This window comes from Pseudomonas sp. JV245A, assembly GCF_032424515.1.
GTDB classification, from domain to species: domain Bacteria; phylum Pseudomonadota; class Gammaproteobacteria; order Pseudomonadales; family Pseudomonadaceae; genus Aquipseudomonas; species Aquipseudomonas protegens.
Map to the genome: position 1 here is coordinate 1 of NZ_VYKE01000112.1, position 19,567 is coordinate 19,567.

Sequence of the window (19,567 nt, forward strand, 5' to 3'; positions counted from 1 at the left end):
GGCCCGTGGCAGCAGCAACACATCCGGCAGCGACTGGAGTTCGGCAACCACACTGGCCACCCACTCCGCCGCCGGCTTGCCGTCCAGGCTCTCGCGACTGTCCAGCAGGGTACCGCCGAACTCTTCCTGCTCGTCGGCCAGGATCACCCGGGCGCCACTGCGGGCCGCTGCCAGGGCGGCGGCAAGGCCCGCGGGGCCGGCGCCGACGATCAGCACGTCGCAGTGCTGGTTCATGTTGTCGTAGGTGTCCGGATCGTTCTCGGTGGGCGAGCGACCGAGGCCCGCCGCCTTGCGGATGTACTTCTCGTAGGTCATCCAGAACGATTGCGGGTACATGAAGGTCTTGTAGTAGAAGCCCGGCGGCATCAGCTTGCCGCCGACCTTGCCGAGAATCCCCATCATGTCGTTGTTGACGCTGGGCCAGCCGTTGGTGCTGGTGGCGACCAGGCCCTGGTACAGCGCCTGCTGGGTGGCGCGCACGTTGGGGATCTGGGTGGCTTCGGTGGCACCGATCTGCAGCACCGCGTTGGGCTCCTCGCAGCCTGCGGCGAAGATGCCCCGGGGCCGGGAGTACTTGAAGCTGCGGCCGATGATGTCCACGCCGTTGGCCAGTAGCGCCGAGGCCAGGGTGTCGCCCTCAAAACCCTTGTAGCTCTGGCCGTTGAAGGTGAAGGTCAGGACCTTGTTGCGGTCGATGCGTCCGCCGTTGGACAGGCGATTGGTCTGGCTCATACCTTCTCTCCAGCAGCCTTGGCGGTGAATTGCGGCTTGGTGCCGATCTTGTAGGTCTCAAGAATTTCGTAGGTGACGGTGTCGCGGGTAGCGTTGAAGTACTGGCGGCAACCGGCGGCGTGGATCCACAACTCGTGGTGCAGGCCGCGAGGGTTGTCGCGGAAGAACATGTAGTCGCCCCACTCCTCGTCGGTGCAGGCGTTGGGGTCCAGGGGCCGTGGAATATGCGCCTGGCCGGACGAATGGAATTCCTCTTCGGAGCGCAGCTCGCCGCAGTGAGGACAGAAGATATGCAACATAGGTAGTTGTCCTTTTAGTGGGCGACCGCAGCAGCGCCGTGTTCGTCGATCAGCGCGCCGTTGTGGAAACGGTCGATGGAGAAAGGGGCGGCCAATGGATGCATCTCGCCCTTGGCGAGGCTTGCGGCAAACACGTTGCCCGAACCCGGGGTGGCCTTGAAGCCACCAGTGCCCCACCCGCAGTTGAAGAACATGTTCGGCACCGGAGTCTTGGAAATGATCGGGCAGGCGTCCGGGCTGGTGTCGACGATGCCGCCCCACTGGCGGTTCATGCGCACACGGGAGAGGACCGGGAACATCTCGACGATGGCCTGGATGGTGTGCTCGATCACCGGGTAGGAACCGCGCTGGCCGTAGCCGACCCAGCCGTCGATACCGGCGCCGATCACCAGGTCGCCCTTGTCCGACTGGCTGATGTAGCCGTGCACCGCGTTGGACATGATCACGCTGTCGATGATCGGTTTGATCGGCTCCGACACCAGCGCCTGCAGCGGGTGGGATTCGATCGGCAGGCGAAAACCCGCGAGCTTGGCCATGTGCCCGGAGTTGCCGGCGGTGACCACCCCGACGCGCTTGGCACCGATAAAGCCCTTGTTGGTCTCGACGCCGATGCACACGCCGTTTTCCTTGCGAAAACCAATGACTTCGGTCTGCTGGATCAGGTCCACGCCCAGGGCGTCGGCGGCGCGGGCAAAGCCCCAGGCCACGGCGTCGTGACGGGCCACGCCGCCGCGGCGCTGGACCGTGGCGCCGAGCACCGGGTAGCGAGTGTTCTTCGAGCAGTCCAGGTAGGGGATCTCGTCCGCCACCTGCTGGGTGTTGAGCAGTTCGCCGTCGATGCCGTTGAGGCGGTTGGCGCTGACCCGGCGCTCGGAATCACGGATGTCCTGCAGGGTATGGCACAGGTTGTAGACCCCGCGCTGGGAGAACATCACGTTGTAGTTGAGGTCCTGGGACAGGCCTTCCCACAACTTCATCGCATGCTCGTAGAGCTGCGCCGACTCGTCCCACAGGTAGTTGGAACGCACGATGGTGGTGTTGCGCGCGGTGTTGCCGCCGCCCAGCCAGCCCTTCTCCACCACCGCGACATTGGTGATGCCGTGTTCCTTGGCCAGGTAGTAGGCGGTGGCCAGGCCATGCCCGCCACCGCCGACTATGACCACGTCATAGACTTTCTTCGGGGTCGGGGTGCGCCACATGCGCTGCCAGTTTTCATGGTGGCTGAGAGAGTGCTTGAAGAGGCCGAAGCCCGAATAGCGTTGCATAGTCATTGCTCCAGTTGCGGCTCTCAGCGGTAAACCGGGAAATCAGCACACAGGGCCGCCACCTGACGGGCGACATTGGCCTCGACGTCGGCATCGCCGAGGTGGTCGAGAATGTCGCAGATCCAGCCCGCCAGTTCGGTGCACTGGGTGACCTTGAAACCGCGGGTGGTGACCGCAGGGGTGCCGATGCGCAGGCCGGACGTGACAAACGGCGACTGCGGGTCGTTGGGCACGGCGTTCTTGTTCACGGTGATGTGGGCGCGGCCCAGGGCGGCATCGGCATCCTTGCCGGTCAGGCCCTGGCGAATCAGGCTGACCAGGAACAGGTGGTTGTCGGTGCCGCCGGACACTACATCGTAGCCGCGTTTGATAAACACGCCGGCCATGGCCTGGGCGTTGTCGATCACTTGCTGCTGATAAGCCTTGAAGCCAGGTTCCAGCGCTTCCTTGAAGCACACCGCCTTGGCCGCAATCACATGCATCAGCGGACCGCCCTGGGCACCCGGGAACACGGCAGCGTTGAGTTTCTTCTCGATCTCTTCGTTGGCCTTGGCCAGGATCAGCCCGCCACGGGGACCGCGCAGGGTCTTGTGGGTGGTGGTAGTGACCACGTCGGCATAGGGCAGCGGGTTGGGATACAGACCGGCGGCCACCAGCCCGGCGACGTGGGCCATGTCGACGAACAGCAGCGCCCCGACCTTGTCGGCGATCTGCCGGAAGCGCGGGAAGTCCAGGGTCTTGGAGTAGGCCGAGAAGCCGGCGACGATCATCTTCGGCTTGTGTTCCACGGCCAGGCGCTCGACTTCGTCGTAGTCGATCAACCCGGTGCGGGTGTCGATGCCGTACTGCACCGCGTTGTACAGCTTGCCCGAGGACGACACCTTGGCCCCGTGGGTCAGGTGGCCGCCATGGGCCAGGCTCATGCCGAGGATGGTATCGCCGGCCTGCAGCAGGGCCAGGTACACCTCGCTGTTGGCCGAAGAACCGGAGTGCGGCTGGACGTTGGCGTAGTCGGCACCGAACAGTTGCTTGGCGCGCTCGATGGCCAGGGCCTCGACCTTGTCCACGTGCTCGCAGCCACCGTAGTAGCGCTTGCCCGGATAGCCTTCGGCGTACTTGTTGGTCAGCCCGCTGCCTTGCGCCTGCATCACCCGCTTGCTGGTGTAGTTTTCCGACGCGATCAGCTCGATGTGATCTTCCTGGCGTTGTTCCTCGGCATTGATGGCCGCCAGCAGTGCATCGTCGTAACCCTGGATCTGGTCTTGCTTGCTGAACATCACGTCTCTCCCAGCGGCGGCGGTGCGCCTTTCGTCTCGGTGAGGCGAGCCTTACAGCTACGCCCTTTGGATGCGATGGTATGACCGGGAAGGGGAACTCAAATGCCTATGGACGCCACGCAAAGGTGCGTTTACGACATGCCCTGGCGTGCGGAGATAAATGCCTGCCCGCACCACCCGCCAACGGCTCTGGATCGGGCCTGTCCCTCCCCCGCAACGCAACGCTCTCTGCCGTAGGAGCCGGCTTGCCAGCGAAGAGGCCCGCAAGCCGGGCGCAAATCCTCACGGGCGCCTTCGTCGGCAAGCCGGCTCCTACAGGGCTGCGCGCAGGGCCAGCAGCAGGAGAAAGTGCGCCGGGTACAGCAGGTAGGCCCAGCGGCGCATGGCCGGCACCGACCTGCCACGCAGCCCCCGCAGCAGCATCAGCCCCAGCCACGGCGCCAGCAGACAAGCGGCAATACCGCAGGTCGCCACCTGATTGCCCAGGCGCGCCGCCGGGAACAAGGTTTCCCATTGATTGGCCGCCAGGCACAGCGCCCCAGGCAGCAGGCTGAAATACCAGGGCCGGCGCAACACCAGTACCAGGGCCAGCGGCAGCAACACCCCGAAGGCGCCGAACATCAGCCGCTCGCTGAAAACCACCGCCAGCAGCAAGGCCAGCAGGCCAAGCCCCAGGTCCAGGTCTCTGCGCCGCTGCCAGCCGCGAGCCACCAGCAGGCCCAGGGCCAGGGTGGGCAACACATTCAAGGTATCGGGGTCGGGAATGAACAGACGATAGGGAATCTCGCTCAGCAGGCTGAACAGCAGCAACCAGCCCAGGTAGCGCCATGGGCCGGGCCGGCGGTCGATTTCATCCCTGGCCCGGGTCAGGTTCACCGCCATGGCCAGGCAGAACCAGGGAAACGCGAGGCGCCCGGGTACGTAAAGCCAGTCCAGGCTCAGGCCCACATAACGCAGGTGATCGAGGACCATGCTCAGCAGCGCCAGCCATTTCAGCGCATCCAGCGCCCCGTCGCGCCGGGCAGTGTCGGGTTTCAGCATCGCGTCACGCATAAATCCTTATGGGCCATGCATTATTCCGGCATAAACAGAGCGTGTGCTGGGCCATTATTCTTGGTTAAAGTGCGCACCATCATCGACCACGGAGCCGGCCATGACCGACAAGAGCCAACAATTCGCCAGCGACAACTACTCCGGCATCTGCCCCGAAGCCTGGGCCGCCATGGAGCAGGCCAACCACGGCCACGAGCGCGCTTACGGCGACGACCAGTGGACCGCTCGCGCCTCGGATCATTTCCGCAAACTGTTCGAAACCGATTGCGAAGTGTTCTTCGCCTTCAACGGCACCGCCGCCAACTCCCTGGCCCTGTCGTCGCTGTGCCAGAGTTACCACAGCGTGATCTGCTCGGAAACCGCCCACGTCGAAACCGACGAGTGCGGCGCCCCGGAGTTCTTCTCCAACGGCTCCAAGCTGCTGATCGCCGGCACCCAGAACGGCAAGCTGACCCCGGAATCGATCCGCGAGATCGCCCTCAAGCGCCAGGACATCCACTATCCCAAGCCGCGGGTGGTAACCCTGACCCAGGCCACCGAGGTGGGCAGTGTCTACACCCCGGAAGAAGTTCGCGCCATCAGTGCCACCTGCAAGGAACTGGGGCTGAACCTGCACATGGACGGCGCGCGCTTCTCCAACGCCTGCGCCTTCCTCGGCTGTACCCCGGCGGAGCTGACCTGGAAGGCCGGCGTGGACGTGCTGTGCTTTGGCGGCACGAAAAACGGCATGGCGGTGGGTGAAGCGATCCTGTTCTTCAACCACAAGCTGGCGGAAGACTTCGACTACCGCTGCAAGCAGGCTGGCCAGCTGGCCTCGAAAATGCGCTTTCTCTCCGCGCCCTGGGTCGGCCTCCTGGAAAACGACGCCTGGCTCAAGCACGCCCGCCACGCCAACCACTGCGCGCAGCTGCTGGCCCAACTGGTGGCCGACATTCCTGGCGTGGAACTGATGTTCCCGGTGCAGGCCAACGGCGTGTTCCTGCAACTCTCGGAACCGGCCATTGCCGCACTGACGGCCAAGGGCTGGCGCTTCTATACCTTCATCGGCAAGGGTGGCGCGCGCTTCATGTGCTCCTGGGACACCGAGGAAGACCGCGTGCGCGAACTGGCAGCCGACATCCGCACCGTCATGAGCGCCTGACCCACCCCCCGCCTGTAGGAGCTGGCTTGCCAGCGAAGAGGCCCGCAACCCAAGCGCCGCGCTCACCGACGCCTTCGCCGGCAAGCCGGCTCCTACAATGGCCAGCGCACCTCCCACCCCGTAGGAGCTGGCTTGCCAGCGAAGAGGCCCGTCAAGCACGCCCCCTTCATCAGTTCACAAATTCCTGAACTGATTATTTGCCCCCACTGATTCAACAACCGCAGCGTTTGTCCGAGACTCCGGGGTCGACCTATAAAAATAAGGCTGTACCCCATGACGACTTCTTCTTGCGTCACCGAGAGCGCCCAGCCTCCCGGCCTGAAGATCGAAACCCGTTCCATAGACTACGTGCCGCGCAACGAGCGCCACGGCAAGGTCTGGCACCAGGGCCCCTTCTGGTTCACCGGCAACTTCGTGCTCACCACCATGGTCACCGGTTTCACCGGCGCAGCCCTGGGCCTTGCCCTGCAATACGCCATCCTGGCGATCGTCATCGGCGTCTGCCTGGGTACCTTCTGCATGGCCTTCCACGCCAACCAGGGTCCGCGCATGGGGCTGCCGCAGATGATCCAGTCCCGCGCCCAGTTCGGCCTGCGTGGCGCCATCGTGCCGTTCACCGCCGTGGTGTTCGTCTACATCGGCTTCAACGTGTTCAACGTGATTCTCGCCACCGATGCCATCAACACCGTGATTCCCGGCGCCCGGGCGCCCTGGTACACCCTGATGATCGCCGTGGCGGTGCTGATCGCGGTGATCGGCCATGACCTGCTGCACACCGTGCAGCGCTGGCTGACCTACGTGATGATCAGCGTGTTCGCGGTGCTCACCGTCAGTGCCCTGCTGACCCTGCAGGCCGACTCGGCCCTGGCCGACCCGCAGTTCTCCTGGTCGGCGTTCCTGATCCAGCTGTCGGCCGCCGCCGGCTACCAGATCAGCTATTCGGTGTACGTCTCCGACTACTCACGCTACCTGCCGCACCAGACGCCGTCGCGCCAGGTGATCTTCTGGACCTACCTGGGCGCCGCCGGTTCGGCCCTGTGGCTGATGTCCCTGGGGGCGTTCCTGGCTTCGGCCCTGCCCTCCCCCGATGCCATCGCCAGCGTGCGCGAAGTGGGCAACCGGGTGATCCCCGGCTTCGGCACCTTCACCGTGCTGATCGCAGTGCCGGCGCTGGTGGGCATCATGGCGGTCAACTGCTACGGCGCCATGCTCACCGGCATCAGCGCCATCGACGGCTTCAAGTCGATCAAGCCCAACCTCAAGAGCCGGGTCTGCGGAATCGTGCTGGTGGCGGTGGTGATCTTTCTCATCGCCATGAACATTCCCGAGAGCTACCTGGGCAGCTTCAACACTTTCGTGCTGCTGATGCTGTATTTCCTGGTGCCCTGGACCGCAGTCAACCTGGCGGACTTCTACCTGGTGCGCAAAGGTCGCTATGCCATCAGCGACATCTTCAATCACACCGGGATCTATGGCCGCTGGTCCAGCGCCGGGCTGCTGGCGTATTTCCTCGGCCTGCTGGCGATGGTGCCGTTCATGTCCCTGAGCTTCTTCCAGGGCCCGCTGTCCCAGGCCCTGGGCGGCGCCGACATTGCCTTCGTGGTTGGCCTTGCCGTGGCCGCGCTGGTCTACTGGGCGCTGACCCGCAACCTGGACCTGGACGCGGAGCGCCTGGCCATCCAGGCCAGCGAGCAGCAACTGGAAGGAGGCGCGCAATGATTCCTCAGGCATCCCTCAAGGTGGCCTGCCAGCAAGTGGCCCCGCGCATCGGCGACCTTAAGTACAACCGCGCCCTGGGCGCCGAGGCGATACGCCAGGCCGCCGCCCGCGGCGCCCAGGTGGTGGTGCTGCCGGAACTGGTGCAGAGCGGCTATGTGTTCAGTGACCGCAATGAAGCCCTGGCACTCTCGGAAAGCCTCGACGGGCCGACCCTGAGCCTGTGGAAAACCCTGGCCGAAGAGCTGCAGGTGGTGATCGTCGGCGGCTTCTGCGAGCGCCTGGACCAGGAGCGCGTGGCCAACAGCGCGGCGCTGGTCGAACCCGAAGGCAGGCTGACGCTGTACCGCAAGGCCCACCTGTGGGATCGGGAAAACCTGATCTTCACCCCGGGCGACGAACCGCCGCCGGTGGTGGCGACCCGCTTCGGGCCGATCGCCATGATGATCTGCTACGACCTGGAGTTTCCCGAGTGGGTGCGCCTGCCAGCCCTGGCCGGCGCGGCCCTGCTGTGCGCCCCGGTGAACTGGCCGGATGGCCCGCGCCCGCTGGGCGAGCGGCCGGCGGAGATGGTCCGGGTGCAGGCCAATGCGGCGGTCAACCGGATGTTCATCGCCGCCTGCGACCGCTGCGGCGAGGAACGTGGAGTGAACTGGGTGGGCGGCTCGACCCTTGTCGATGCCGACGGTTATCCACTGGCGGGCAGGGATCGGGAAAGCGCCGAGCAGTTGCTGTTGGCGGAGCTGGACCTGACCCAGGCCTGGCACAAGTCCATCAGTGAACATAACCATGTGCACCTGGATCGGCGCCCGGCGTTGTATCAGTAACCGAAGGATCAGCTTGCACCTGTTCGCTGGCAAGCCGGCTCCTACAGCAAACGGATGCAGGGGCCGGTTTGCCGGCGATCAGAACTCCACGCGCACGTCGCCCTTGGGCACGCTGCAGCAGGACAGGATGTAGCCTTCGGCTTCGTCTTCCTCGGTGATCCCGCCGTTGTGCTCCATCTCCACCTCGCCCCCCAGCTTGAGCACCTTGCAGGTGCCGCAGATGCCCATGCCGCAGGCCTTGGGAATCATCAGGCCAAGCTTGGCCGCCGCCGCGTGCACGGTTTCCCCGGGGGCCACGCGGATGCTCTTGCCCGAAGCGGTGAACTCCACCTGATGCAGGTCCGCCAGGTCCGGCTCCGGCGCCTCGGCCGCCTGTTCGGCGTGTTCCACCGCATCGGCCCGGGCTTCGGCCGGGGTCGCGCCGAAGGATTCCTCGTGGTAGCGCGCCATGTCGAAACCGGCGGCTTCCAGCAGCCGCTTGACCGCGCTCATATAGGGCGTGGGGCCGCAGCAGAACACTTCCCGCTCCAGGAAATCCGGGGCCATCAACTCCAGCATCTTGTGGTTCAGGTAACCGCGATAACCGGCCCAGGGCTCGCCCAGGCCGTGCTTTTCGCAGATCAGGTGCAGGCTGAAGTTGTCGATCCGCGAGGCCATGTGCTCCAGCTCGCGGTGGTAAATGATGTCCTTGGGGGAACGGGCGCTGTGGATGAACACCATGTCGACGTTGGCGTTGGTGTCGTAGAACCAGCGCGCCATGGACATCACCGGGGTAATGCCGACGCCGCCGCTGAGGTAGAGGATCTTCGGCGCCGGAAAGTCGATGGCGTTGAACAGCCCCACCGGCCCGTGCACCGCCAGTTCCTGGCCTTCGTGCAGGGTGTCGTGCAGCCAGTTGGAGACCTTGCCGCCGGGCACGCGCTTGATGGTCACCGAGAAGCTGTAGGGCACCGAGGGCGAGCTGGAGATGGTGTAGGAACGCATCACCGGCTGGCCCTCGATCTCCAGCTCCAGGGTGACGAACTGCCCAGGCTTGAAGAAGAACATGATCGGCTGGTCGGCCATGAAGCAGAAGGTCCGCACGTCCCAGGTTTCCTGGATGACTTTGACGCAACGGACGATGTGACGGCCATTGGCCCAGGTCTGGGTGGTTACCGGGTTGAGGAAGGTGTTGGACATGCTGTTCTCCACGGCCGACGGTCGGCGTCTTGTCAGCGATTCTGCGTAAGGCTTCTCGCGCCCATTTACCTATCTGCGACATTCACATGCTTATCGCGACCAGCCCCCAGCTGCCGGGGCTGGCGCGTCGGGAACAGATTGGGCCATGTCGCCCATGGATAAGGTTCTTGGCGCCTGCGGACCCACACTCGCCTCAACGACAACAGCCGTTTTTTTCGTGACTTGCGTAGCACCCACCGTAGCCACTAATTAATTCGCCGGCCGCACTGAACGGCCATGAGGACTTGAACGATGGACGTCACCGCAACCCTGAGCTTGGGCGATCCGCTGGAACCTGCACGCAAGGCCACTGCACAGATGCTGCAGGAACGTGAGCGGACCTTTTCCCTGCCGCAGCCGTTCTACTGCGATGAAAGGCTGTTCGATATCGACATGCAGGAGATCTTCCAGAAGGAATGGCTGATCGCCGGCATGACCTGCGAGATCCCCACCAAGGGCAACTACATCACCCTGCAGATCGGCAAGAACCCGATCATCGTCATCCGTGGCGCCGACGGCGTGGTCCACGCCTTCCACAACGTCTGCCGCCACCGCGGTTCACGGCTGTGCACCAGCGACAAGGGCAAGGTGGCCAAGCTGGTCTGCCACTACCACCAGTGGACCTACGAACTGGACGGGCGGCTGCTGTTCGCCGGCACCGAGATGGGCGCCGACTTCGACATGAAGCAATACGGCCTGAAACCGGTGAACGTGAAGACCGCCGGCGGCTACATCTTCATCTCCCTGGCAGAGAATCCGCCGGCCATCGACGACTTCCTCTCCACGCTGGCCCATTACATGGAGCCCTACGACATGGAGAACACCAAGGTGGCGGTGCAGACCACCTTGCATGAAAAGGCCAACTGGAAGCTGGTGCTGGAGAACAACCGCGAGTGCTACCACTGCGGCGGCTCGCACCCTGAACTGTTGAAAACCCTGCTGGAATGGGACGACGTCACCGACCCCCGGGCCGACCAGGCGTTCAAGGACCACGTAGCCGCCTCCGCCGCCGCCTGGGAAGCCGAGAAGATCCCTTACGCCCACGCCAGCTTCGGCCTGCGCAACCGCATCGTGCGCATGCCGCTGCTCAAGGGCACCGTGTCCATGACCCTGGACGGCAAGCAGGGCTGCGCCAAACTGATGGGGCGGATCAAGAACCCGGACCTGGGCTCGATGCGCATCCTGCACCTGCCGCACTCGTGGAACCACTGCATGGGCGACCACATCATCGTGTTCACCGTGTGGCCCATCAGCGCCCAGGAAACCATCGTCACCACCAAGTGGATCGTGCACAAGGACGCGGTGGAAGGCGTGGACTACGACGTCGAACGCATGCGCCAGGTGTGGGACGCCACCAACGCCCAGGACCGGCGCCTGGCGGAAGAGAACCAGCGTGGCATCAACTCCACCGCCTACCAGCCCGGCCCGTACTCCAAGACCTACGAGTTCGGCGTGGTCAACTTCGTCGACTGGTACAGCGAGCGCATGCTGAGCAACCTGGGGGCGGAACCGGCGCCTTACCTCAAGGGTGTTCCGGTCACCGGCTGACACTGCAAGCACCGCAGCGGCTACAAGGCTTGTGTAGCCGCTACCGCAGGCTGCGAACGGCTTGGGCGGCATTCCGACGCAGCAGGCGCAGCGATCTTGAGAGCGCCTGAGGTCCGGCGGAAAACCGTCAAGCAAGGTCCTGCGGACCTTGTCGCAGCCTCGCGGGCTCGGCAGCGGCTACAGGGCCTTCGGGGCCGCGACCAGCTGACCGCGCCGGTCTCGCCGATGAAGGTCTCGCTGATCTGCGGGCCGTCCAGCCTCACCTTCACATAGCCATTGCGCACCCGTAGCGGGTAGTTCGGGTCGTCTGCCGAAAGGGTTTCCGACCATTGCACCTGGGTGTTGCCCTTCAGTTCGCTGGTAACGCCATAGGGAATCGCCCCATGGCCGATGCAGCGCCCATACATGCCGTCCCTGGGCGCTGTCCAGGTACTGGAAGCGCACGATCCAGCCGTCGCCGTCACGCTCCAGATGGCGCACCTGGGCCTGGCAGAAAATCTGCGCACCGTGATTGCGGTGGTGTTCTTGGCCTTGTTGTTACAGCCCCAGACGCAGTCGCCACAGTGGTTGCACGGCAGTTGCTCGACCCCGACGTGGTTGAGGTTGTTGGGTAACTTGGCGAAGGTCACGTTGATCGGCGGCTTGTAGAAATGCGCCTCCTGCTTGAGAAAGTCCGCGGACTTCTGGTTGGCCTGGAGCTTGGCCAGGGAAACACAAACTGTGGAAAAAGTGCCAACCGGCGGCAGCCCGGGGGTGCAGCTATAGGCGGGCACGCTGGTTGGTGGCGCGGCGGCGGGTGCGTCGAGGGAGAAAGGCGCGGATCGCGGAAGCCTGTGATGAACGACAGTCCATTGCCTGAGCTCCCGGGAACCGGATGTGGATAAGTAACTGCCAGGTCCTTGTGGCATCAGTGAAGACAGGCCACTTGCCAGTGTCAAGGCAGCCATTAGAACTGTATGAAATTTGATCTATTGCCGTGCAAGCCATGGATTACAAGGGGTGCAGCCTTCGACGAACACCTTATCCACACCTTGGCCCACAGCAACTGTGGGCAAGTTCCTCTGGCTTGGGGATATTTCGCCGGGTAATGGCAATAAAATCCGTAACTTATGTAGAAAGTGCTGTTTTACAAGACATTGATCATTTTTTGAACACATCCATCAAAGCCATGTATTCAGAAGGCTACAGAGGAAGGCGAACACCTTATCCACAGAACGGCCAACAGACTTTGGGGGCAACTCGGGTGCACGAGTCATGCACTGTGGAAAACCGCCAAACGCCGCGCATTATCAGGGCCACGCCAGGATATTCTGCGGAAAAACCAGCATTTGGTCGTTTTTTGAACAAAATCTTGAAAGCCCCGTTCTGCAAGGGATACAGCGCTAAGCGAACATCTTATCCACAGAAGCGCCAACAGACTTTGGGGGCAACTGCTGTGCAAAAGTCTACCCGAGGGTTTTCCCATCATGGAAAAAACGCCATAAAAAACGCCGACTTAGCCTGATCAAAAATCGTACAGGCGGCGCCAGGGCCCGCTGCACAAGGGCTGGAGCGAGGCGCGAACACCTTATCCACAGGTCCGCACACAGGGATTGTGAGTAACCCTACCCCCTGTCGCGAAAGACGCCCGGGAATTGTGCAAAACCGCGCTGGCCTCTTCGCCGGCAAGCCGGCTCCTACAGGGCATGGGTACATTTCCCTCCCGTAGGAGCTGGCTTGCCAGCGAACAGCGGTGCCAGGGGTTGTGCATAACCCTGAGGTCAGCGCACTACGCCTTCTTCGATGAGCAATTTGAGAATGGCTTCGGCACCCGCCTCAGGGCTGACGCCCTTGAGTACCTGGCCGGTGCCGCCGCTGGCCTTGGCGGTAGCGGCTTTCATGCGGTCGGCGCCGCTCTTGGCCTTGATCACTTTCAGGCGCTTGGGCCGCGGCTTGGCCGGTTGCAGGCTGGAGCCTGTGAACAACTCGTCCTCCACCACCAGCACCTGGTCGGTTTCGAGCACGCCCCGGCGCGCCGGGCCGTAGGCGCTCTGGCGCGGCTTGGGTGCGGCGTTATCCACAGTGGCGAGGAATGGCAGGCGCACCTTGAGCCGGCGTCGCTGGCCGCGAGGCAAGGCTTGCAGGACATGGGCCACGCCATCGCCCAGGGACTCGACCTGGGCCAGCCCCACCACCAGCGGCCAGCCGAGGTTTTCCGCCAGCAGGAATGGCAGCATCCCCGAGCCCTCGCCGGTTTCCGCCTGGCTGCCGGTGAGCACCACCTGGGCGCCGGCATGACGCAGGTACTGGGTCAGTGCCGGCAGGGCATCGGCGCCCGCCGGCTGCTCCAGCACATGCAGCTGTTCCAGGCCCATGCCCAGGTAGGCGCGCAGGGCCGGTTCGGCTACATCGCCGGCATGCAGCACCTGCAACTGCGCACCGGCCAGTTGCAGGCCCAGTTCCACTGCCCGGGCATCCTGTTCGGCACGCCGCGGGCGGCCGGAGGTGGGGTGGGCGCCCATCGAAATCAGGCTGATTACATTGCTGTGCATAACATCCCCTTAAGCCGCATCGCGCTTGGCGTCGTTGCGGTAGGCCGCTACCGCCGCGATCAAGGCCTTGAGAATCTCCGCACTGTCGCCAATCACCGACAGGTCGGCACGCTTGATCATGTCGCAACCCGGGTCGAGGTTGATCGCCACCACCTTGTCGCAGGCACCAATGCCTTGCAGGTGCTGGATCGCTCCGGAAATCCCCACCGCCACATAGACCCGCGCGGTGACCCAGATACCACTGGCCCCCACTTGCCGGTCGCGGGCCATGAAGCCGTCGTCCACCGCCACCCGCGAAGCGCCTTCGGTGGCCCCCAGGGCGGCGGCGGTCTGGTGAAACAGCGGCCAGTCCTTGACCCCGTTGCCCCCGGAAAAGATGAATTCGGCCTCGGCCATGGGAATCGCCGCCGGGTCCACCGCCACTGCGCCCAGGTCTTCGATCCGCGCCAGGCTGCGGGCCACGCTTGTGGATAACTCCACCGGCAAGGCTTCGTGGCGGGTTTCGCTGACCGGCTCCGCGCATTCGGCGGCGGCCAGGATCAAGCGCGCGACCGGCCGCGCCAGGTCCTGCAGGCCCGCGCCGGCACGGCCGATGCACTGCCCGTCCTTGACCTGCCAAACTCGGGTCGCCGGGCGTTCGCCCAGGGCCGCGGCAAAGCGCCGGCCCAGTTCGCCGCCGCCGGTGCGGCTGTCGGGCAGCAGCCAGTGGCGCGGGCTGAACTGGTTATCCACAGCCCGCAGGCCCTGCACCCGTTGTTCCGGTGCATAACCTTCGAACTCGCTGCCTTGCAGCACCAGCAGGCGGTCGACACCCGCGGTGGCGAAGGCCGATTCCTTGTGTTCGCCGAACACCACCGCCAGCACCGCGCCGTCCTGGCCCGCCAACTGATGGGCCAGGCCCAGCAGGTCGCGGTCGTGGCTGCTCAGGCGGCCACCGACCATGTCCGGCACCACGCTGATGTAGAACGCCGGCTGCGCCACTTGATGCAGCGGCAACTGCACCTCGGCCGCTGCCGTGCGCTTGGCGCTGCCGCCCTGCTGGGCGCCACTGCGGTCGATGCGCTTGAGGCCGTTGGGGCCGATGAAACCGATGCCGTGGGGGTTCTTGCGGATCAGGCCATTGGGCCCCATCCAGCTGTGTTGCGCCGGCTGCATGGCCGCGTGCAGCGGGTGCAGGCGGTTGCGGGCGATCCACTCGGCCCGGGGATCGCGGCGGATAATGTCGCTCATCAGTGCACCTCCGCAGGTTCAGGTTTCACCGACGCCGGCGCTTTGCTCGGGGCGGCGTCTTCGAGCAAGGCATCGGCTACCAGTTCGGCGATGTCCTTGATCATCGGCCGCGGCTCCACCACCCCTTCGAGCATCGCCGTGCACTGTGGACAACCCACGGCCACCAGCTCGGCGCCGGTTTCGCGGATGTCCTGCATGCGCATGTCGGGAATCCGTTGCTTGCCCGGAATGTCGGTGATCGGCGCGCCGCCGCCACCGCCGCAGCAACGGGAACGGAAGCCCGAGCGCTGCATTTCCTTGATCTCGATGCCCAAGGCACGCAGTACGTCCCGAGGGGCTTCGTACTCACCGTTGTAACGACCCAGGTAGCAAGGATCGTGATAGGTCACGCTGCTGCCCTTGTGCTGGCCCAGGTTCAGCGCACCGGCGCCGATCAGCTCGGCCAGGTAGGTGCTGTGGTGCTGCACCAGGTAGTTGCCATCGAAGGCGCCGTACTCGTTCTTCAGCACATGGAAGCTGTGGGGATCGCAGGTGACGATGCGCTTGAAGCGGTACTTGGCCAGGGTCTGGATGTTGCGCTTGGCCAGCAGCTGGAAAGTCGCTTCGTCGCCCAGGCGCCGGGCCACGTCACCGCTGTCGCGCTCTTCCAGACCGAGCACGGCGAAGTCCACCTTGGCCGCCTTGAGCACTTTGACAAAGGCCCGCAGGGTGCGCTGGTTGCGCATGTCGAAGGCGCCGTCGCCGACCCAGAACAGCACGTCGGTGCTTTGTTTGTCGCTGAGCAGGGACAGGTTCAGGTCCGCCGCCCAGTTCATCCGCCCGCCGGGGTTGAAGCCGCCGGGGTTGTCGGTGGCAATGAGGTTTTCCAGGACCTCGGCGCCCTTGTTCGGCGTGGCGCCCTTCTCCAGGGTCAGATGGCGACGCATGTCGACGATGGCATCGACGTGTTCGATCATCATCGGGCATTCCTCGACACAGGCCCGGCAGGTGGTGCAGGACCACAGGGTCTCGGCATCCACCAGGCCGTTGACGATGGGCTGGTGCGGGTTGCCGCCGTGTTCGCCGATGGCCTTGCCAGGGTACGGGCTGCCAGCGAACTGCGCGTCGGTACCGCCGGCCAGGCCGACCACCATGTCCTGGATCAGTTTCTTCGGGTTCAGCGGCTGGCCGGCGGCGAAGGCCGGGCATGCCGCCTCGCACTTGCCGCACTGCACGCAGGCGTCGAAGCCCAGCAACTGGTTCCAGGTGAAGTCCTTGGGCTTTTCCACCCCCAAAGGCGCGTTCGGGTCTTCCAGGTCCAACGGTTTGAGGCCGGTGGAGCGCCCGCCACCAAAGCGCTCGGCGCGCCGGTGCCAGGCCAGGTGCAGGGCGCCAGCGAAGGCGTGCTTCATCGGCCCGCCCCAGGTCATGCCGAAGAACAGCTCGGACACGCCCCAGAGCACACCCAGCGCAAGCAGCGCCGCCAGCAGCCAGCCACCGAAGTTTTCCGGAAGGATCCCGGCCACCGGCAGGGTCGCCACGAAGAAGCTCACGGAGAATGCCAGCAGGCTTTTGGGCAGGCGCATCCACGGCCCTTTGGACAGCCGCGCCGGCGGGTTGCGCCGACGCTTGGCGACGAACAGTGCGCCGACGAACATCAGCGTGGTGGCCAGCAGCAAGGCATAACCCAGGATGCGGTTGTGCAGGCCGAAACCGTGCACCAGGATCGCCAGCACGGCGGCCAGGACAAAGCCCCCCGCCGTGGCCACGTGGGTGTTGGCCATGTATTTGTCCCGGGCCACCACGTGGTGCAGATCCACCATGTAGCGCTTGGGCATGGCCAGCAGGCCGCCAATCAGATCGACCTTGGAGGCTCGCCCCCGGCGCCACATGGCCACGCGTCGCAGCGCGCCAAGGACCGCAAGGCCGATGGCGGCGAACAACAGAATGGGAAGAAGGGTGTTCAACATGGTGGAGCTCCCAAAGACCTGGGGCCTTGTAGGAGCTGGCTTGCCAGCGATCAGGCAGCACGCGGTATCTCGCCAGTGCCGATCGCCGGCAAGCCGGCTCCTACAGGAAGTGGCTTAGAAATCCTTGCACAGGCGCAGTGCGTCGTAGATCGCGGCATGGGTGTTGCGCTGGGACACGCAGTCGCCGATGCGGAACAACAGGTAGCCCTCCCCCGTCTCGCTCAGGCACGGCTGCGGCTTGATCGCGAACAGCGCCTCGACGTCCATCTGGCCCTTGTTGCGCGAACCTTCCTTGAGCCCGTAGTAGAGCTCTTCGTCAGGACGCACGCCGTTCTCCACCACCACCTGATCCACCACCCGTTCTTCCCGGGCGCCGGTGTATTCGTTCTCCAGCACCGCCACCAGCTTGTCGCCCTCGCGGTAGACCTTCTCCAGGGTCAGGTCCCCGGTCATGATCACTTCCTTGGGGTACAGGCTGCGGTAGTAGGTAGGGAACGAGGTGCCGCCCACGGCGATGCCCGGCTTGATGTCGTCGGTGACGATTTCCACTTGCGAACCCTTGTCGGCGATGAAGTCGGTGACCGACATGCCGGTGAACTCACAGATGGTGTCGTACACCAGCACGTTCTTGCCCGGCGCCACCTTGCCGTCGAGGATGTCCCAGCTGCTGACCACCAACCCTTCGGCGGCGCCCCAGTGCTCGTTCTGCTCGATGAACGGATGGCCGCCCACGGCCAGCACCACCACGTCGGGGCGCAGGTCGAGAATGGTCGCGGTGTCCGCCGCGGTGCCCAGGCGCAGGTCGACTTTCAGGCGCGCCAGTTCCAGCTGATACCAACGGGTAATGCCGGCGATCTGGTCCCGTTGCGGCGCCTTGGAGGCCGTGGTGATCTGCCCGCCAATGGCTTCCTTCTTCTCGAACAGGGTCACGTCATGGCCACGTTCGGCCGCCACGCGGGCGGCTTCCATACCGGCAGGACCGGCACCGACCACCACCACCTTGCGCTTGATGCCGGTGGTTTTCTCGATGATGTGCGGCACGCCCATGTATTCACGGGACGTGGCGGCGTTCTGGATGCACAGCACGTCCAGGCCCTGGTACTGGCGGTCGATGCAGTAGTTGGCGCCGACACACTGCTTGATCTGGTCGATCTGGCCCATCTTGATCTTGGCGATCAGGTGCGGGTCGGCCATGTGCGCGCGGGTCATGCCGACCATGTCGACGTAACCGCCTTCGAGAATCCGCGTGGCCTGGTTCGGGTCCTTGATGTTCTGTGCGTGCAGCACCGGCACCTTGACCACTTCCTTGATGCCCGCCGCCAGGTGCAGGAACGGCTCCGGCGGGAAGCTCATGTTGGGGATCACGTTGGCCAGGGTGTTGTGGGTGTCGCAGCCCGAACCCACCACGCCGATGAAGTCCAGCATGCCGGTGTCGTCGTAATACTTGGCGATCTGCTTCATGTCCTCATGGGACAGGCCGTCCGGGTGGAACTCGTCGCCGCACAGGCGCATGCCCACGCAGAAATCGTCGCCCACTTCAGCGCGTACCGCCTTGAGCACTTCCAGGCCGAAACGCATGCGTTTCTCGAAGGTGCCGCCCCATTCGTCGGTGCGCTTGTTGACCCGTGGGCTCCAGAACTGGTCGATCATGTGCTGGTGCACCGCCGACAGCTCGACACCGTCCAGGCCACCGGCCTTGGCCCGGCGCGCGGCCTGGGCGTAGTTGCCGATCACCCGCCAGATCTCCTCCGGCTCGATGGTCTTGCAGGTGGCGCGGTGCACTGGCTCGCGCACCCCGGACGGCGACATCAGGGTCGGCCAGTTGAAACCGTCCCAGCGCGAGCGCCGGCCCATGTGGGTAATCTGGATCATGATCTTGGCGCCGTGCTTGTGCATGGCGTCGGCCAGGTTCTGGAAATGCGGGATGATCCGGTCGGTGGACAGGTTCACCGAGCTCCACCACTCCTGGGGGCTGTCGATGGCCACCACCGAGGAACCACCACAGATCGCCAGGCCGATGCCGCCCTTGGCCTTTTCCTCGTAGTACTTCACATACCGTTCGGTCGTCATGCCGCCGTCGGTGGCGTAGACCTCGGCGTGCGCAGTGCTCAGCACACGGTTGCGGATGGTCAGTTTGCCGATCTGGATCGGCTGGAACATCGCTTCGAAAGCCATTTTTCTTAACTCCGCTTACAACGGTTTGACGACGAACAGGCCATCGTCGTGGCCTTCTTCGGAACCACCGTAAACCTGCTCTGCCACGGTGCGGATCTTGCTGCCACGGGCCGCCAGGATCTGGTCCATGGCACCGGCGAACCAGCCGGTGAACATGTAGTCCACCTTGCGCCCGACCTTGCCGTACACGTAGACGAAGGCCGAGTGTTCGAGCTTGACGCTGGCGGTGCCTTTATCCAGGTCGATGTCCTGGATCTTGAACAGGCCCCAGCCGCGCTGGGACAGGCGCTTCATGTAGTGCTCGAACACCGCGACGCCTTCCAGGCCGTGGCATTCGGCTTCTTTTTCACACCAGTGCCAGGCGGACTTGTAGCCGGCCTTGTAGAGGATCTCGGCGTAGGCATCGGCGCCCAACACCTCCTCGATGCCCATGTGGTTGTTGACGAAGAAATGCCGTGGCACGTAGAGCATCGGCAGGGCGTCGGAGGTCCAGACACCGGTTTCGCTGTCGACTTCGATAGGCAATTGCGGGGCGATCTTGGCCATGTTTCAAAACTCCGGAATTCTGTGGATAAGTACGTCTGTAGCCGCTGCCGCAGGCTGCGA

15 protein-coding genes and 1 pseudogene are annotated in these 19,567 nt (G+C 64.3%); 4 read left to right on the forward strand and 12 right to left on the reverse strand.

Translation table 11 applies throughout. The features are described 5' to 3' along the window. The 5 genes from F6S12_RS23440 to F6S12_RS23460 all read right to left on the reverse strand — a co-directional run. Positions 1–732, reverse strand: a 732-nt coding sequence (locus F6S12_RS23440) for a 2Fe-2S iron-sulfur cluster-binding protein (RefSeq protein WP_315869365.1), incomplete at its 3' end; no start/stop codon positions are given. Further along, on the reverse strand, positions 729–1,031 hold the full coding sequence (locus tag F6S12_RS23445) for a sarcosine oxidase subunit delta (RefSeq protein WP_011063902.1): 303 nt from the start codon (positions 1,029–1,031) through the stop codon (positions 729–731). The genes F6S12_RS23440 and F6S12_RS23445, both read right to left, overlap by 4 nt. A gap of 14 nt (positions 1,032–1,045) precedes the next feature. After that, the gene (locus F6S12_RS23450; RefSeq protein ID WP_011063903.1) at positions 1,046–2,296 is read right to left on the reverse strand and encodes a sarcosine oxidase subunit beta family protein; all 1,251 of its coding nucleotides are present in this window, start codon (positions 2,294–2,296) and stop codon (positions 1,046–1,048) included. Positions 2,297–2,319: 23 nt separating this feature from the next. Next, complete coding sequence (locus tag F6S12_RS23455) at positions 2,320–3,573, reverse strand: serine hydroxymethyltransferase (RefSeq protein ID WP_011063904.1); 1,254 nt, start codon at positions 3,571–3,573, stop codon at positions 2,320–2,322. A 312-nt stretch (positions 3,574–3,885) separates the two neighbouring features. After that, entirely contained in the window at positions 3,886–4,626 is a 741-nt protein-coding gene (locus F6S12_RS23460) for a TraX family protein (protein WP_053154277.1), read from the reverse strand. Between the two features lie 100 nt (positions 4,627–4,726). On the opposite strand from F6S12_RS23460, the gene F6S12_RS23465 reads away from it, so the two are divergent. The 3 genes from F6S12_RS23465 to F6S12_RS23475 all read left to right on the forward strand — a co-directional run bounded on the left by F6S12_RS23465 (position 4,727) and on the right by F6S12_RS23475 (position 8,310). After that, positions 4,727–5,767: a low specificity L-threonine aldolase gene (locus F6S12_RS23465; RefSeq protein WP_011063906.1), complete on the forward strand. Its 1,041-nt coding sequence runs from the start codon at positions 4,727–4,729 to the stop codon at positions 5,765–5,767. Between the two features lie 273 nt (positions 5,768–6,040). Further along, entirely contained in the window at positions 6,041–7,486 is a 1,446-nt protein-coding gene (locus F6S12_RS23470; RefSeq protein ID WP_315869366.1) for a cytosine permease, read from the forward strand. Beyond that, on the forward strand, positions 7,483–8,310 hold the full coding sequence (locus tag F6S12_RS23475; RefSeq protein WP_011063908.1) for a nitrilase-related carbon-nitrogen hydrolase: 828 nt from the start codon (positions 7,483–7,485) through the stop codon (positions 8,308–8,310). The genes F6S12_RS23470 and F6S12_RS23475 overlap by 4 nt, the downstream gene beginning before the upstream one ends. A gap of 78 nt (positions 8,311–8,388) precedes the next feature. Here F6S12_RS23475 and gbcB read toward each other — a convergent pair whose 3' ends face one another. Continuing rightward, positions 8,389–9,489 carry a glycine-betaine demethylase subunit GbcB gene (gene gbcB / locus F6S12_RS23480; RefSeq protein ID WP_011063909.1) on the reverse strand — a complete coding sequence of 367 codons (1,101 nt, stop codon included), beginning with the start codon at positions 9,487–9,489 and terminating at the stop codon, positions 8,389–8,391. A gap of 291 nt (positions 9,490–9,780) precedes the next feature. Here gbcB and gbcA point away from each other — a divergent pair, with 291 nt between their 5' ends. Continuing rightward, entirely contained in the window at positions 9,781–11,076 is a 1,296-nt protein-coding gene (gbcA, locus tag F6S12_RS23485; RefSeq protein ID WP_315869367.1) for a glycine-betaine demethylase subunit GbcA, read from the forward strand. A 414-nt stretch (positions 11,077–11,490) separates the two neighbouring features. Here gbcA and F6S12_RS23490 read toward each other — a convergent pair. From F6S12_RS23490 to F6S12_RS23515, 6 genes and pseudogenes are all read right to left on the reverse strand, one after another. Then, a pseudogene (locus tag F6S12_RS23490) lies at positions 11,491–11,786 on the reverse strand (hypothetical protein); the annotation flags it as partial. Positions 11,787–12,836: 1,050 nt separating this feature from the next. Continuing rightward, positions 12,837–13,607 carry an electron transfer flavoprotein subunit beta gene (locus F6S12_RS23495; RefSeq protein ID WP_315869368.1) on the reverse strand — a complete coding sequence of 257 codons (771 nt, stop codon included), beginning with the start codon at positions 13,605–13,607 and terminating at the stop codon, positions 12,837–12,839. A 9-nt stretch (positions 13,608–13,616) separates the two neighbouring features. After that, a complete protein-coding gene (locus F6S12_RS23500; protein WP_015637306.1) occupies positions 13,617–14,837 on the reverse strand; it encodes an electron transfer flavoprotein subunit alpha/FixB family protein in 1,221 nt (406 codons plus the stop codon). Then, the gene (gene dgcB, locus F6S12_RS23505; protein ID WP_072443626.1) at positions 14,837–16,786 is read right to left on the reverse strand and encodes a dimethylglycine demethylation protein DgcB; all 1,950 of its coding nucleotides are present in this window, start codon (positions 16,784–16,786) and stop codon (positions 14,837–14,839) included. Before dgcB ends, F6S12_RS23500 begins: the two co-directional genes overlap by 1 nt. 114 nt (positions 16,787–16,900) lie before the next feature. Beyond that, a complete protein-coding gene (gene dgcA / locus F6S12_RS23510; RefSeq protein ID WP_015637308.1) occupies positions 16,901–18,961 on the reverse strand; it encodes a dimethylglycine demethylation protein DgcA in 2,061 nt (686 codons plus the stop codon). Between the two features lie 15 nt (positions 18,962–18,976). After that, a complete protein-coding gene (locus F6S12_RS23515; protein WP_011063916.1) occupies positions 18,977–19,507 on the reverse strand; it encodes a 4-vinyl reductase in 531 nt (176 codons plus the stop codon). Positions 19,508–19,567 lie beyond the last annotated feature (60 nt).

Excerpts from the sequence above, each read along its gene's own strand:
- F6S12_RS23445 (WP_011063902.1), bottom strand. The coding sequence starts at position 1,031 with ATGTTGCATATCTTCTGTCCTCACTGCGGCGAGCTGCGCTCCGAAGAG.
- F6S12_RS23450 (WP_011063903.1), bottom strand. The coding sequence starts at position 2,296 with ATGCAACGCTATTCGGGCTTCGGCCTCTTCAAGCACTCTCTCAGCCAC.
- F6S12_RS23455 (WP_011063904.1), bottom strand. The coding sequence starts at position 3,573 with ATGTTCAGCAAGCAAGACCAGATCCAGGGTTACGACGATGCACTGCTG.
- F6S12_RS23460 (WP_053154277.1), bottom strand. The coding sequence starts at position 4,626 with ATGCGTGACGCGATGCTGAAACCCGACACTGCCCGGCGCGACGGGGCG.
- F6S12_RS23465 (WP_011063906.1), top strand. The coding sequence starts at position 4,727 with ATGACCGACAAGAGCCAACAATTCGCCAGCGACAACTACTCCGGCATC.
- F6S12_RS23470 (WP_315869366.1), top strand. The coding sequence starts at position 6,041 with ATGACGACTTCTTCTTGCGTCACCGAGAGCGCCCAGCCTCCCGGCCTG.
- F6S12_RS23475 (WP_011063908.1), top strand. The coding sequence starts at position 7,483 with ATGATTCCTCAGGCATCCCTCAAGGTGGCCTGCCAGCAAGTGGCCCCG.
- gbcB (WP_011063909.1), bottom strand. The coding sequence starts at position 9,489 with ATGTCCAACACCTTCCTCAACCCGGTAACCACCCAGACCTGGGCCAAT.
- gbcA (WP_315869367.1), top strand. The coding sequence starts at position 9,781 with ATGGACGTCACCGCAACCCTGAGCTTGGGCGATCCGCTGGAACCTGCA.
- F6S12_RS23495 (WP_315869368.1), bottom strand. The coding sequence starts at position 13,607 with ATGCACAGCAATGTAATCAGCCTGATTTCGATGGGCGCCCACCCCACC.
- F6S12_RS23500 (WP_015637306.1), bottom strand. The coding sequence starts at position 14,837 with ATGAGCGACATTATCCGCCGCGATCCCCGGGCCGAGTGGATCGCCCGC.
- dgcB (WP_072443626.1), bottom strand. The coding sequence starts at position 16,786 with ATGTTGAACACCCTTCTTCCCATTCTGTTGTTCGCCGCCATCGGCCTT.
- dgcA (WP_015637308.1), bottom strand. The coding sequence starts at position 18,961 with ATGGCTTTCGAAGCGATGTTCCAGCCGATCCAGATCGGCAAACTGACC.
- F6S12_RS23515 (WP_011063916.1), bottom strand. The coding sequence starts at position 19,507 with ATGGCCAAGATCGCCCCGCAATTGCCTATCGAAGTCGACAGCGAAACC.